General features: G+C 63.3%; 11 protein-coding genes. 7 read left to right on the top strand and 4 right to left on the bottom strand.

What is annotated here, in order from left to right; genetic code table 11:
* Positions 1 to 279 precede the first annotated feature (279 nt).
* Positions 280 to 1,476, top strand: a complete 1,197-nt coding sequence (locus I8N66_RS29000) for an aromatic ring-hydroxylating dioxygenase subunit alpha (protein WP_291161397.1) — start codon at positions 280 to 282, stop codon at positions 1,474 to 1,476.
* Between the two features lie 92 nt (positions 1,477 to 1,568).
* On the opposite strand, the gene I8N66_RS28995 is transcribed toward I8N66_RS29000, so the two are convergent.
* Positions 1,569 to 2,981: an aminotransferase gene (locus I8N66_RS28995; protein ID WP_291161394.1), complete on the bottom strand. Its 1,413-nt coding sequence runs from the start codon at positions 2,979 to 2,981 to the stop codon at positions 1,569 to 1,571.
* Positions 2,982 to 3,225: 244 nt separating this feature from the next.
* On the opposite strand from I8N66_RS28995, the gene I8N66_RS28990 reads away from it, so the two are divergent.
* From I8N66_RS28990 to I8N66_RS28980, 3 genes are read left to right on the top strand one after another with little or no spacing between them, the layout of a single operon-like run.
* Positions 3,226 to 4,149, top strand: coding sequence for an ABC transporter permease (locus I8N66_RS28990; RefSeq protein WP_113539163.1), 924 nt, complete (start codon positions 3,226 to 3,228; stop codon positions 4,147 to 4,149).
* Entirely contained in the window at positions 4,146 to 4,970 is an 825-nt protein-coding gene (locus tag I8N66_RS28985) for an ABC transporter permease (protein WP_291161389.1), read from the top strand. Before I8N66_RS28990 ends, I8N66_RS28985 begins: the two co-directional genes overlap by 4 nt.
* Before the next feature lie 7 nt (positions 4,971 to 4,977).
* A complete protein-coding gene (locus tag I8N66_RS28980; RefSeq protein WP_291161408.1) occupies positions 4,978 to 6,051 on the top strand; it encodes an ABC transporter ATP-binding protein in 1,074 nt (357 codons plus the stop codon).
* Positions 6,052 to 6,095: 44 nt separating this feature from the next.
* Here I8N66_RS28980 and I8N66_RS28975 read toward each other — a convergent pair whose 3' ends face one another.
* From I8N66_RS28975 to I8N66_RS28965, 3 genes are read right to left on the bottom strand one after another with little or no spacing between them, the layout of a single operon-like run.
* Positions 6,096 to 7,178, bottom strand: coding sequence for an extracellular solute-binding protein (locus I8N66_RS28975; RefSeq protein WP_113539150.1), 1,083 nt, complete (start codon positions 7,176 to 7,178; stop codon positions 6,096 to 6,098).
* Positions 7,179 to 7,218: 40 nt separating this feature from the next.
* On the bottom strand, positions 7,219 to 7,878 hold the full coding sequence (locus I8N66_RS28970) for a TetR/AcrR family transcriptional regulator (protein WP_223730342.1): 660 nt from the start codon (positions 7,876 to 7,878) through the stop codon (positions 7,219 to 7,221).
* A gap of 40 nt (positions 7,879 to 7,918) precedes the next feature.
* Entirely contained in the window at positions 7,919 to 8,728 is an 810-nt protein-coding gene (locus I8N66_RS28965; protein WP_291161386.1) for a class I SAM-dependent methyltransferase, read from the bottom strand.
* A 145-nt stretch (positions 8,729 to 8,873) separates the two neighbouring features.
* Here I8N66_RS28965 and I8N66_RS28960 point away from each other — a divergent pair, with 145 nt between their 5' ends.
* Genes I8N66_RS28960 through I8N66_RS28950 form a run of 3 tightly spaced genes read left to right on the top strand, consistent with a single transcriptional unit; the run spans position 8,874 to position 13,256 of the window.
* Positions 8,874 to 10,496, top strand: a complete 1,623-nt coding sequence (locus I8N66_RS28960) for an NAD(P)/FAD-dependent oxidoreductase (RefSeq protein ID WP_291161383.1) — start codon at positions 8,874 to 8,876, stop codon at positions 10,494 to 10,496.
* A complete protein-coding gene (locus tag I8N66_RS28955) occupies positions 10,483 to 12,036 on the top strand; it encodes an NAD(P)/FAD-dependent oxidoreductase (RefSeq protein ID WP_291161380.1) in 1,554 nt (517 codons plus the stop codon). The genes I8N66_RS28960 and I8N66_RS28955 overlap by 14 nt, the downstream gene beginning before the upstream one ends.
* Positions 12,036 to 13,256: an aminomethyltransferase family protein gene (locus I8N66_RS28950; protein ID WP_291161403.1), complete on the top strand. Its 1,221-nt coding sequence runs from the start codon at positions 12,036 to 12,038 to the stop codon at positions 13,254 to 13,256. Before I8N66_RS28955 ends, I8N66_RS28950 begins: the two co-directional genes overlap by 1 nt.
* Positions 13,257 to 13,407: the final 151 nt, after the last annotated feature.

Raw genomic sequence — 13,407 nt, 5'->3', positions numbered from 1 at the left:
TCGGGCCATGGTTGATCAACCGATAGGCCTTTTCGAGCGGAACGGGACGAATATGCGAATCCATCAAAAACCTCTGCCACCGCGGCGAACCTGATCGACCGCCCACTTCTATAGTGACACCACACCCCACCAACAAGGGTTGGGCTTCGCCTAACGACATCGACTGCGATGCCGCTCCTCTTCAAGCCGGACCGCCGCCCGTCGCGCCAGCGCCCCGGCTTCCCTTCATCGCAAAATCCGGATATATTGAATGAACGTTCAGCAAATATGGAGACCGTGATGAACAAGTTGGTCCGCGACATTTCCGTTCCGAATGACTGGGATCGCCGTGGGCTGCCCGGATGGTGCTACCACAGCAACGCCCTGCTCGAGCTGGAGAAGGAGCATGTCTTCAGGCAGCATTGGCAGATCGCCTGCCATGTGTCCGACGTGCCGGAGCCGGGCAATTACGTCGCCATGGACGTCGTCGGCGAGCGGGCGCTGATCCTGCGCGACCAGGACGGCACGCTCCGCGGATTTCATAACATCTGCCGCCACCGGGGCTCCCGCGTCGTCGCCGACGACAAGGGCACCTGCCGCAACGCGCTGGTCTGTCCGTTCCACGGCTGGGTCTACAATCTCGACGGAACGCTGCGCGGCGCAGCGCGCCCACGCTCATTTCCGCCGCTCGACAAGCAGGCATTCGGGCTGATCCCATTGGAACTCGAGGTCTGGATGGGCTTCGTCTTCGTCCGCTTCCGCCCCGGCCCGCAGCCATCGGTCGCCGAGGTCATGCGCCCCTTCACCGAGGAACTCGGGCACTATGGGACGGAGGACATGGTGCCCACCCAGGGCATCTGGACGCAGGAAAGCCCGGTCAACTGGAAGTCCGTGCGCGACGTCGACAATGAGGGCTACCATGTCGCCATGGCCCATCCGGCGCTGCAGGATCTCTACGGCTCGACCTACTACGACGAGCCCTTCGTCAACGGGCTTTGCCGTTCCTTCGCGACCTACAATCCGCATGCCGGCCGGCGCTGGAGCGTGAAGCAGTATGTCAGCGTCGCGCCGGAAGCGACGCATCTGCCCGAGCGGCTGCGTAAGGCCTGGATCTATTTCGGCCTGTTTCCGAACGCGGTCATCGCCGTGACGCCGGAGAGCGTGCAATTCTATCAGGAATTCCCGCTCGCAACGGGCAAGACGCTGCTACGCGGTGGCATCTATCGCTATCCCGATGAGACGCGCCGGCAGCGGCTCGCCCGCTACCTCGCCTTCCGCATCGATCGAGACACCCAGGCCGAAGACGTACAGCTGACGATCTGGTCGAATGAATCGATGACGTCCAAGGCGTTCGGCGGCTTCTATCTCTCCGACCTCGAATACGGCGTGCGCACCCACCACGATCATCTTCGGGCCGTTCTGCCCGTCATGACGCTCGGTCAGGCGCCGCGCGAGGAAGAGATGGCCGCCGTCAACGAGGCGATGGCGGCACGCTGAACGAAGAGAAAAAGAAGGGCCGGAGATCGTCCGGCCCCTGAAATCGGCCTCGCCGGGGAATGCTGGCGGGGCCGAGGCATTTCAAGCCACCATCAGCCCTTCCAGAGCCCCTCGCACACCAACTCGTCCATCGTCCGGCGAATGCTGGTGTCGAGGATATCGGCCATGTCGTCGATCTGGCCCATCGTGATCGTCAGCGGCGGCGACATCACGCACATGTTGATCAGCGGTCGCACCAGCAGGCCGAGTTCCTGACAGTGCCGGTCGATGCGTTTGCCGACCTCCAGATCGAGCGTCAGCGGATTGTTGCTCACCCGGTCGGCGACGCATTCGACGCAGGCCATCAGCCCCAGCCCGCGCACCTCGCCAACGAGCGGCAGCGCTTCGAGCCGTTTCAGTGCCGCTTGGAAATGACCGGAGATCGCCCGCGCATGGTCGAGCAGCCCGCCTTCCAGGATATCGAGGTTCTTGAGCGCCACCGCACAGCCGATCGGGTGGCTGGAATAGGTGAGGCCATGGGCAAACATCGCGTCCGAATGATTGGACTGGCGCAGCGTTTCCAGAAGCTTCGACGAGATCATCACCCCGCCGAGCGGGAAATAGCCTGACGTCACCCCCTTGGCGAAGGTGATCATGTCGGGCTCGATCGAGAAGACTGTTTTCGAGGCAAAGACCTCACCGAGGCGGCCAAAGGCCGTCACCACCTCATCGGCGATGAAGAGAATGTCGTTTTCGGCGCAAAGCGCCCGCATGCGCGGAAGGTAGCCCGCCGGCGGCACGATGACGCCGCCGGACGCCATGACCGGCTCGGCGATGAAGGCGCCGATTTTTTCCGCGCCGCGCGCTTCGATCACCGCCCGGAACTCCGCAACGAGGAAATCGCAGAATTGGGCTTTCGACTGACCCGTCGGGCGGCGGAAGGGGTTCGGACAGGTGAGCTTGATCACCTGGTCCGAAGCGCTGTCCATCCAGTCGTGATCGCGCGGCCGGCCATTGAGCGAGGCCGAGAGATAGGTGGAGCCGTGATAGCCGCCCTGACGCGAGACGATCAGCTTCTTCTCCGGCCGGCCGCGCACATTGTTCATGAACTGCATGAAGCGCAGGGCCGTCTCAACCGCCGAGGATCCGCCCGTCGTGTAGAACACGTGGCCGAGGTCTACGGGCGCATGTGCTGCCAGTCGTTCGGCGAGCTCAACCGAGGGCGCGCTCGTCGTGTACCATGGCGAGTTGTAGGAGAGCGCCAGCGCCTGATCATGCAGCACCTGAGCCAGCTCGGCCCGGCGATGACCGACGTTGACGCACCACATGCCGGCAGGCCCATCGATCAGTCGGCGCCCCTCGCCGTCCGTCACATAGATTCCGTCGCCGCTTTCGATTGCTCCGCGTGATTCCGCACCGATGCTGCCGGCGACAGGCCAAGGCTGGACGAGATGCCGCGCGGCGAGCGCGGCGGTTTCATCCGCCTCGCGGTTGTGCACAACTGCTGGATCGAGCTTCGCGGCCATCACGGAATCTCCCATTAAATCCGGTGTATTTTGCCACTCAACAAGTTGATAACAATCGATAATGACTACTTTTATTGAATGGCTGTTCAATCAATATTGCAGAAATTCCGCTTGCGTTCAATCCCGATTTGCGTTTTGCTAATTGAGGGAACACAAAAGGCGGATACCGCCACGGGATGGATAGAATGAAGCGATCGCTGCATTTCCAGTGTCCACGCTCAGCACATCGCGCGAGGACATGCTGATGGCAGTCCTGTCGGGCGCGGGGGTGGAGCATCGGCCCGCAGAACCACCGAAAAGCCGCACACGCTGGATTGCCAGCGAAGAGGCCAGCGGCCTCGCTCTCATCTCACCGACACTGCTTTACGCGCTTGCCCTGCTCTTCCTGCCCGTCCTGATCGTCATCGCCTACAGTTTCTGGACCCAGGACTATCTGACGATCGACCGTACCTTTACCCTCGAAAATTACCGCACCGCCCTTGGCGAACCGATCTACCAGGACCTCCTGGTGCGCTCGCTGGTCATCTCGCTGGTCGTCAGCGTCGTCACCGTCACGGTCTCCTATCCGATCGCCTGGTTCATTTCCTTCCATGGCGGCGTGCACAAGAACCTCTGGCTGTTCCTGATCACCGTGCCCTGCTGGACGAGCTATCTTCTGCGCGTGATGTCGTGGAAGGTCATCCTCGGCTATGGCGGCGTGATGAATACGGGGCTTCTATCGATCGGCCTTATCGACAAGCCGCTGACGACGCTGCTCTACAATTCCAATGCCGTCGTCATTACGCTCGTCCACAGCTGGGCGGCTTTTGCGATCCTGCCGATCTACGTGTCGCTGGAAAAGGTCGACCGCTCGCTGATCGAGGCTGCGCACGATCTCGGTGACAACAAGGTGATGAGCTTCCTGCGTGTCACCCTGCCGCTTTCCCTGCCGGGCGTCATCTCCGCCTTCCTGATCGTGATGATCCCGACCGTCGGCGACTACGTGACGCCGAAGCTCGTCGGCGGCAAGGATGGGGTGATGATCGCGACCGCGATCCAGGCACAGTTCGGCAAGGGCGCCAACTGGCCGCTCGGCGCCGCCCTTTCAGTGACGACCATGGTGGTCGTCTCGGCGATGGCGGGACTCGTCGTTCTCGCGCTGAAACTCACAATGAGGCTGGCGAAATGAGCGGTCGTCACGGTATCCCGAAGTCCCGTTGGCTGCCGGCCTATGTCGGCCTCTACCTGCTCTTCCTTTATTTCCCGATCCTGCTGCTGCCGATCTTCTCGTTCAACAACGCCTCCACCACGACCTTCCCGCTCGCCGGCTTCACCACCAAGTGGTACGTCACGCTCTGGGGCAATTCGGCGATGCTGGAAGCGGCACGCAACAGCCTGATCGTCGGCGTCTCGGTGGCGCTCGTCAGCACCATTCTCGGCATCTGCGCCGCCCGCGCACTGACGCGCTACCGCTTCCGCGGCAAAGGGCCTGCGACGGGCCTGATCATGGCGCCCCTGTTCCTGCCCGAGATCATCGTCGCCGTTTCGCTGTTGATGATCCTGCTGCAGCTCGGCATCGAGCTCTCGCTCATCACCGTCATCCTCGGCCAGGTGGTCTTCTGCCTGCCCTATGCGATGTCGGTGCTGATCTCAGGTTTCGACGGTTTCGACCGGTCGCTGGAAGAGGCTTCGCTCGATCTCGGCGAAACGGCGATCGGCACCTTCCGGCGGGTGACATTGCCCGTCGTTGCGCCGGCGATCGTCTCCAGCCTGCTCGTCTCCTTCACGGTGTCGCTCGACGAGTTCATCCTCGCCTTCTTCCTCTCGGGAACCGAGCCGACGCTGCCGGTCTACATCTGGGGCCAGCTCCGCTTTGCCGCAAAGCTGCCGGGCGTGCTCGCGCTCGGCAGCCTGATGCTGCTCATCTCGATCCTGCTTCTCACCCTTTCGGAAATCATACGCCGCCGCGCCGAATACAGGCTCAGGGCACAGGGAGCGCAGCATGGCTGAAACACCGATGATCGCAATCGAAGGCGTCAGCAAGTTCTACGGCATCTACAAGGCGCTCGACGACGTCTCGCTGGACATCGCCGCCGGTGAATTCTTCTCGCTGCTCGGCCCTTCGGGCTGCGGCAAGACCACGCTTCTGCGCTCGATCGCCGGCTTCGACACGCCGACCGAAGGCGACATCCGCATCGACGGGCAACCGGTGATCGGCGTTCCGCCGAACCGCCGCCCGACCAACATGGTCTTCCAGAACTACGCGATCTTTCCACATCTCGATGTCGAGGAGAATGTCGCCTATGGCCTGAAGCGCCTGAAGCTCGATGTGGCCGAGGAACGCCGCCGTGTCGGCGCCGCACTTGACCAGGTGCGGCTCGGCCATCTCGGCAAGCGCCGGGCGCACGAGCTCTCCGGCGGCCAGCGCCAACGGGTGGCGCTGGCGCGCGCGCTGGTGATGCGACCGAAGGTGCTGCTCCTCGACGAGCCACTCTCCGCGCTCGACAAGAAGCTGCGCGAGGAAATGCAGGTGGAACTGCGCACGCTGCAGCGCGCGGTCGGCATCACCTTCATCCTCGTCACCCACGATCAGTATGAGGCGCTGGCGCTTTCGGACCGCATCGCCGTGATGTTCGGTGGCCGGATCGCGCAGGTGGCGACGCCGAAAGAGATCTACCAGCGCCCCAACACGCGCCAGGTCGCGGACTTCCTCGGTGGCATGAACTTCATGAAAGCCCGCGTCACCAACGAGACAGCGACACGCATTTCCGTCGAGACCCCGCGCTTCGGTGGCGTCACCGTCGACAAACCGCTCGGCTTTGCTGCCCGGAACGGCACGGCGACGATCGGCATTCGACCGGAACGCCTGCGTTTGCTGTGGGATGATGCGCGTTCCGATTTCGAGGTTGCCGGCAAGGTCGTCGACCGACACTATTTCGGCGAGATCACCCACCTGATCGTCGATATCCCCGGCCTCGAGCAGCCGCTTTCGGTATCGGAGACCAACAATTTCGGCGCGGACGACATTCCCGTTGGCGACACGATACGGCTGGCCTACGATCCGGATGCGCTGGTCGCCGTTGCCGACTGACAAAGTTTCGGCGGGACGCAGTCGCGCCCCGCCGATTTCCCTTCTCAGTAGCCCGACTTGATCTTCTCGAACTCAGCGATCATGCGCTGGCGCAGTTCGACCGGCATCGGCGACTGGAACAGCGTGTTGGCCAGGAATTTGGAGACGTCGGCATAGCCCTTGTCGGCCAGGATCTTCGGATCGACCTGCGCCATGCCGCGAGCGTTCGCATGGCCATACCCCCAAGACTCGACCATATAGGCCGTGATCGCGGGATCGGAGATCGAATTCAGGTAGTCATATTGTTCGTCAAGCGGCGCTTCGGCCCCTTTAAGGCGGACATAGCCACAGACCCAAGTCGAAAGCCCCTCGGTCGTATCCTTCTTGATCGCCGCCGGAACGCCGTCTGCCTGCAGGGTCGTTGCCGTCTCGTTCCAAGCCCAGGCAAGATCGACCTCTCCGCTGGCGATCGCCTGGCTCAAGTCGGTGTTGTCGGTCCAGTAGAGGCGGACGTTCTTGTGCACTTCGCGCAGGAAATCGGAAGCCTGCTTGAACTGCTCGTCGGTCATCGTCGTCCAGTCCTTGACGCCGATGGCGAGGCTCGCCAGCGCATAGGCGTCATCGACATTGTCGCCGATCGAGACCCGGTCCTTGAACTTCGGATCGGCAAAAGCCCGGAGCGACTTGATCTCGTCCTCCTTGACCGTATCGGTGCGATAGGTGAGCACGGTGTTGCCCCATTCGAAGGGCAGCAGCCAGGCCTTTCCGTCCGGCGTCGTCATCAGCCCCTTCATCGCGGCGATGCCCGGATCGATGTCGTTCCAGTAGGTGAGTTTCGAGGTGTCGAGCGGCTCGATCAGTCCGGCCTCGCGCCACTTCGCCACGCTCTGCGAACAGGGATGGGCAAGGTCGGCCTTGAAGCCGGAGCGCAGCTTCTGGAAAGCCTCCTCCTCGTCGCCGAAGAAACTGAAGTCCGGCTCGCTTCCGTGCTTGGCAGTGTAGGACGGGTGGAAGGCCGGATCCTCGTAGCCGGACCAGTCGAAGATCGTGAGGTTTCCGGCGGCGTGCGCCGGCAGGGCGGTGGTCGAGACAAGCGAGGCGATGAAGGCGCCTCCCAAGATTTGCCTGCACGCGTTCACCAATGTCATGCCAACCTCCTCTATCCGGCCGTTCCGGCGTTATCGTTCCCTATTTCGGCCCTTCCCGGGTGAAATGCCTGGGGAAGGCGACGAGCAGATATTCGACGGCCGCCGCATGCGCCTTTTCGCGCGTCAGACCGTCGCCCATCATCAGCCGCAGCCACAGCCCTTCCATGCAGGCGCAGAGCGCCAGCGTCATGCCCTCGGGCTCATAGGCGTAGCCGCCCTCGTCCTTCAGCCTCTGGCAAAGGGCCAGGAAGATCTCCTGGTATTTGACGTCGCGCGCGCCGCAGAGCGCCTGATAGGTCGGCCGCGATTTCGCCTCACCCCAGAAGGCGCACCAGGCCGCAAGCTTGCGCTTGGTGCAGATCTTGCGATCGAAATCACAGGCGACAAGCGCCCAGAGCTGGGCCGCCGCCTTGTCACCGGCCTTCTCCAGCGCTGCACCCCAATTGGCCGCATATTCGTCGGCCATGTATTGCAGCGTGGCGATCAGCAGCTTTTCCTTGCTCTCGAAATGGAAGTTGACGATGCCGCGCGAAAGGCCGGCGCCATCGGCGACGTCGGCAAGCGTCGTTTCCGAATAGCCGCGCTTCGCCAGCGAATCGATCGTCGCCTCGATCAGCTGTTGCCGCCGGGTTTCCTTCGAGGCCTTGCGGCCACGCTTTTCGCCTTCCGCGGCTTCCTGCACTTCAGGGGTGAGTTTCATCCGTACCGCCGTATCGTTCTTCTTCAGGCGCAGATGCATGTCATGCGTCCCGCCGCATCGGCTTGATGCCACGCAGATGAGTGGGACAATGCTCCCCACTGTCAAGCACCTTCTGCATGGCCGTCCAGGTCCGGATATTCTTGGCCACGTAGGCCTCGCCGACGGCCGCAACGGCGGCCGAATGCAATGTTCCCTGCAGTCGCGAAAGCTCCTGGCGCGCGACCTCGCGATACCATTGGTTGCGGCTTTCCGCGCGCGTCTCGACAAAGCCCGCCTCTGCCATCGCCGTGAGATACGTCGCCGCCGAAGCCATGCCGAAACTCAGCCCCTCGGCCGCGAGATACGCCTTCATATCCTGCGACGGCTCGCCGTCGTGGGAGATCAGCCAATCGGAGCCGGCGAACACGCCGCCGGGCGAAAGCACGCGGTAGATTTCGCGAAACACGGCCAGTTTGTCCGCAACATGGACCAGTGCGTCTTTCGAAAAGACGACATCGAAGCTGCCATCGAAGAAGGGCAGCGTACCAGCCGGCGCCTGAACGAAGCTCACCCCCGCAAGGCCCTGGCGCGCTGCCGCGTCGCGCGCATGCGCGATAACCGGCGCCTCGACGTCGAAGCCCGTGATCGCCGCCGGACGATAGGTTCGGGCGATATGCAGCGTCACCCCGCCAGCACCGCAGCCGAGATCAAGGACACGTTTGCCGTCGATCTCGACCCCGTCGAGCACGCGGTCAACCTCGTCGGGACCACCGGGCGAAAGGTACCCCTCGCCCCACAGCACCTCAAGAAAGCGGATGGCCGTATCGTCGTATTCGACGGCCTGTCCCGTTTCCTGATCAATCGACGACATCTGACCTCCTGGCCATATCAAGCCTTGCTAAAAATCCTACCGCATTATCAGAGGATTGCAACATATTTGCTGAACGCTCATTCAATATTGATGGACAACATTCTGCTTTCCGTGTCATTTTTTGATCAACGACAAGGGGAGCCACATGAAAAAATATGACGTGGTGATGATCGGAGGAGGGCATAATGGCCTGGTCGCCGCCTGCTATCTGCAGCGCGCCGGGCTGAATGTCGTCGTCCTCGAAAAGAACGACTGGGTGGGAGGGGCGGCCACCAGCCGCGAACTCACCCCCGGCTTCCTCTACTCCAACTGTTCCTACGTCTGTTCGCTCTTCCGCCCGGAAATCATGCGCGATCTGGAGCTGCCAAAACACGGGCTTCAGGTCATCTCCTACGAGGGCGGCGCGGTCTTGACCCGTGACGGCGACTATCTCGCCTCCTACCGCGACCACGATTCCCATCGCCGCGAGTTTGCCCGCTACTCGAAGCGCGATGCGGAAGCCTATGACCGCTACGCCCGCGACGTGACCCGCCAGTGCCGCTTCATCCAGCCGCTGCTCATGCGCACGGCACCGGACCCGTTCAGCTTCAAGCCGCGCGATATCTCCGAACTCATCTACCTCGCAAAGAAGTTCGGCGAATTTTCACCGGCCGAAATGGCGGCAACCTTGCGCTTCTGGACCATGTCGATTGCGGATTTCCTCGACGAGTATTTCGAGACCGACGTGATCAAGGCCTACCTCGCGCTTTCCGGTATCATCGGCACTGCGCTCGGGCCGATGTCGCCGGGGACGGCCTATGTGCTGCTGCACCACTATATGGGCGAGGTCGACGGCTCGGTCGGCGCCTGGGGTTATGCCCGCGGCGGCATGGGCGCCGTCACCAAGGCGCTCGCCTCGTCGTTCCAGGCATCCGGTGGCACAATCCGCACCGGCGCCGATGTCGCCAAGGTGCTGACCCGCAACGGCCGCGCCCATGGTGCAGTGCTTGCCGATGGCGAAGAGGTGCTCGGCAATCTCGTCGTCTCCAATGCCGACGTCAAACGCACCTTCCTCAAGCTCGTCGACGAGGACGATCTGCCGGAGCGCTTCGTCCATCGGGTCAGGCACTTCAAGATGCGCGGCTCCTCCGGCAAGCTCAACATCGCACTCGACAGCCTGCCGGAATTTCCGGCCCTGCCCGCAGGTTCCTCCTGCATTCGCGGCGACCTGCACTTCACCGACAGCGTGGAGCGCATGGAGCGGGCCTATGACGACTGGAAGGCCGGGCGCTGGTCGGCCGATCCCTTCGTCGACATGATGATCCCGACCACGCTCGACCCGACCATGGCGCCGCCGGGCAAGCATTTCGTCTCCTGCTTCGTGCAGTACTGTCCGCCGAAGGTGGAGGGCAAGGACTGGACCGATGCCGATCGGGACGCCTTCGCCGAAACGGTAGTGAAGCAGATCAGCGACTATTCACCGGGTTTTCGCGAGCGCATCCTGCACATGGAGGTGCGCACGCCGCGCGAGATCGAGCAGGAGGTAGGCCTCACCGAAGGCAATATCTTCCAGGGCGAACTCACTTTCGACCAGTTGCTCTTCAACCGCCCGGTCCCGGGCTATGCGCAGTATCGCAGCCCCGTGCGCGGCCTCTACATCTGCGGCTCCTCGACCCATCCGGGCGGTGGCGTCATGGGCGCCCCCGGCCGCAACGCCGCTGCCGAGATCCTGCGCGATCTTCGCCACACGCCCTCCGACAAGATGAGCCCGGCCCATGACGTCATTTGATGCCATCGTCATCGGCGGTGGCCACAACGGCCTGACCGCCGCCACCCTCCTCGCCCGCTCCGGCCGCAAGGTCGTGCTCGTTGAAGCCAGCGACACGCTCGGGGGCGCCGCGCGCAGCTACACCTTCCACCCGGGCTATTCGAGCCCCGGTCTTGCCCACATCGTCAACCGGCTCCATCCGGAAGTCGCGTCAGCTCTCTCGCTCGAAAGCGGCAGCGAAGCGGCGGCACCGACGGTGGTGCTTTCGCCGACCGGGCGTCATGCCGTACTGCGGGGCGGCTACGGAGAAGCCATCGACGGCGTTTCCGAAGACGAAGCCCGACGCTTCCAGGATCTGCGCGGCAAGCTGATCTTCCAGGCTGCCATCCTGAAACGGTTCCTGAAACGCAGGCCGCCGGAGATCGGCGAGATGGCGCTGGCGGATTTCGCAACGCTCGCCGGGGCCGGTCTCGGCCTTCTGCGCAAGGGACGAGAGGAAAGCCGCGACTTCCTGCGCATGTTGCTGATGAATGTGGCGGACATCGCCGACGAATACCTGACCGACGACCGGCTGAAGGCGCTGCTCGCCTTCGACGCCACGCTCGGCATCCATCTGGGACCCCGTTCGCCGACGTCGCTGCTCGGCCTTTACTACCGCCTCACCGGAGAAATGCACGGCGTGACCGGCGCGCAGGTCGTCGCCGGCGCCGGCGGCCGATCGGCGGCGGCGGCCTTCGAGAACGCTGCAACCCGCGCCGGCGTCGCGATCAGGACGGGCGTGCAGGTCTCCCGCATCATCGCCGATCGCGGCTGTGCCAGCGGTGTCGTCCTCTCCACCGGCGAGACGCTCGAAGCCGGAGCCATCGTCTCAGCGATCCACCCGAAGGCCACGTTCCTCGCCCTCACCGACGCCGCCGAGATTGGCACCGGTTTCCGCCGCGCCATCGGCAACATCCGCTCGAAGGGCAATGTCGCCAAGCTCGACCTGGCGCTCGACCGCCCTCCGAACTTTCCCGGCGTCGCGGCGGCTGATCTCCGCGGACGGCTCGTGATCGCCCGTTCGATCGACCATGTCGAAGAGGCATTCAACCCGGCGAAATACGGTGCGTTTTCCAGCGACCCGGTGATGGAGATCACTTTGCCGAGCCTCGGCGATCCCTCGCTGGCGCCGGCTGGCGGTTGTACGCTTTCGGCGCTCGTCGAATTCGCGCCCTACGCGCTTGCCGACGGTTGGGAGAAGGGCAAGCCGGCATTCCAGAAGATCGTGCTTGAGACGCTCGAAAGCTATGCCCCCGGTCTTGGCGTGAGCATCGTGGCCACGAGCCTCATGACCCCCTTGGATATGGAGGCGCGCTACAACCTGCCTGGGGGACATTGGCATCATGGCGAGCTGCAGGCCGATCAGTTGCTTGTCAACCGCCCGGTCAACGCAGCGTCCGGCTACGCGACGCCGCTTCGGGGTCTTTATCTCGCCAGCGCCGGCTCGCATCCAGGCGGCGGCATTTCCGGCCTGCCCGGCCTGCTCGCCGCCCGGCAGGTCCTATCGGAGAAACGTGCATGATGATGCATCTCACAGCCTCGCGCCGCGCCCAGCAGGGCCATATCCTGACGCCCCGTCTCGAAACGCCGTTTCATCAACGCCTTGCCGCACTCAGCGAGACCAATGATTGGTACAGCTGGGCGGGCTACAAGGCGCCGCATTCGATCTTCGACACGGAACTCGAATACTTCGCGATCCGCTCGACGGCGGCCCTGTTCGACATCTCGCCCATGGTGAAGTACCGCGTTCGCGGCACGGATGCCGAGCGATATCTGAACCGGCTGACGCTGCGCAACGTCGCCAAGCTTGGCATAGGCCGCGTGCACTACACGGCCTGGTGCGACGACCATGGCCATGTCCTCGACGACGGAACGCTCTTCCGGCTCGCCGCAGATGATTTCCGCCTCTGCTGCCAAGAGCGGCATCTGCCCTGGCTTCTCGACAGCGCGGCAGGTTTTTCCGTCGAGATTGATGAAGAGACCAGCGAGATTGCCGCCTTGGCGCTGCAGGGCCCCACCTCCTTTGCCGTTCAGGAAGCGGCCGGCTTTGCCGGCGTGGAAAACCTCAAGCCGTTCCAACTCGCCGAGTTTCCCCATCTCGACGGCAAGGTGACCGTCTCGCGTACCGGTTTCACCGGCGATCTCGGCTACGAACTCTTCATCGACGCCAACCAGGCGCTGAGTCTTTGGGACCGGCTGTGGGCGGCCGGCAGCGGTTTCGGCCTGAAGGCGATCGGCTACGATGCGCTCAACCGCGCCCGCATCGAAGCCGGCTTCATCGTCGCCAATACCGACTTCATCACCGCCGAAGCCGCGCTTCGCGCTGACCGCGAGCGTTTGCCGGACGAAATCGGCCTCGACTGGCTGGTCGATGCCGAGAAGCCCTACTTCAACGGGCGCGACGCCATCTTCCGGGCTCGCGAGAAACGGGCCCTGAAGCACGTTCTCGTCGGGCTCGAAATCGAGGGCAACATCCCGGCCGAGGGCGCGATCGTCTATCACCGCGGCAAGAAGGAAGTGGGCCTCGTCACGGCGGCGATCTGGTCGCCGCTCGCCAAGCGCAACATCGCGATTGCCAGCCTGACGCGCCCCTACGGCAGCCGGATCACCGACGATCTCTGGGTGGAGATTTATGCGCTGCGCGAACTGCAGTACCAGAAGCTGATGAAACGGGCGCGTGTCGTCTCCCGGCCCTTTGTCAAACTCGACCGCCGCTCGGCCAATCCGCCCGGCCGTTTCTGAGACCGCGCGCATGGACGACGAGACGAGACGGCACTGGGAGATGATCAAGATGGCGCCCGGCATCGAGTGGTCCGGCCGCGCCCGATACGCGGCAGCAATGTTCTTCTACCAGCGCGGCTTGTTGGATGCTGAAACACTCGAAGTCTACCGC

The sequence above is a fragment of the Ensifer sp. SSB1 genome, from assembly GCF_016652895.1.
Classification (GTDB): Bacteria; Pseudomonadota; Alphaproteobacteria; order Rhizobiales; family Rhizobiaceae; genus Ensifer.
The sequence above is the reverse complement of the archived record's forward strand: the minus strand, read 5'-3'. Positions and strand labels throughout refer to the sequence as shown.

Bases quoted from the DNA above. Each gene is read 5' to 3' on its own strand.
- I8N66_RS28960 (WP_291161383.1), top strand. From the start codon at position 8,874: ATGAAAAAATATGACGTGGTGATGATCGGAGGAGGGCATAATGGCCTG.
- I8N66_RS28950 (WP_291161403.1), top strand. From the start codon at position 12,036: ATGATGCATCTCACAGCCTCGCGCCGCGCCCAGCAGGGCCATATCCTG.
- I8N66_RS29000 (WP_291161397.1), top strand. From the start codon at position 280: ATGAACAAGTTGGTCCGCGACATTTCCGTTCCGAATGACTGGGATCGC.
- I8N66_RS28980 (WP_291161408.1), top strand. From the start codon at position 4,978: ATGATCGCAATCGAAGGCGTCAGCAAGTTCTACGGCATCTACAAGGCG.
- I8N66_RS28985 (WP_291161389.1), top strand. From the start codon at position 4,146: ATGAGCGGTCGTCACGGTATCCCGAAGTCCCGTTGGCTGCCGGCCTAT.
- I8N66_RS28955 (WP_291161380.1), top strand. From the start codon at position 10,483: ATGACGTCATTTGATGCCATCGTCATCGGCGGTGGCCACAACGGCCTG.
- I8N66_RS28965 (WP_291161386.1), bottom strand. From the start codon at position 8,728: ATGTCGTCGATTGATCAGGAAACGGGACAGGCCGTCGAATACGACGAT.
- I8N66_RS28990 (WP_113539163.1), top strand. From the start codon at position 3,226: ATGGCAGTCCTGTCGGGCGCGGGGGTGGAGCATCGGCCCGCAGAACCA.
- I8N66_RS28970 (WP_223730342.1), bottom strand. From the start codon at position 7,878: ATGAAACTCACCCCTGAAGTGCAGGAAGCCGCGGAAGGCGAAAAGCGT.
- I8N66_RS28995 (WP_291161394.1), bottom strand. From the start codon at position 2,981: ATGGCCGCGAAGCTCGATCCAGCAGTTGTGCACAACCGCGAGGCGGAT.
- I8N66_RS28975 (WP_113539150.1), bottom strand. From the start codon at position 7,178: ATGACATTGGTGAACGCGTGCAGGCAAATCTTGGGAGGCGCCTTCATC.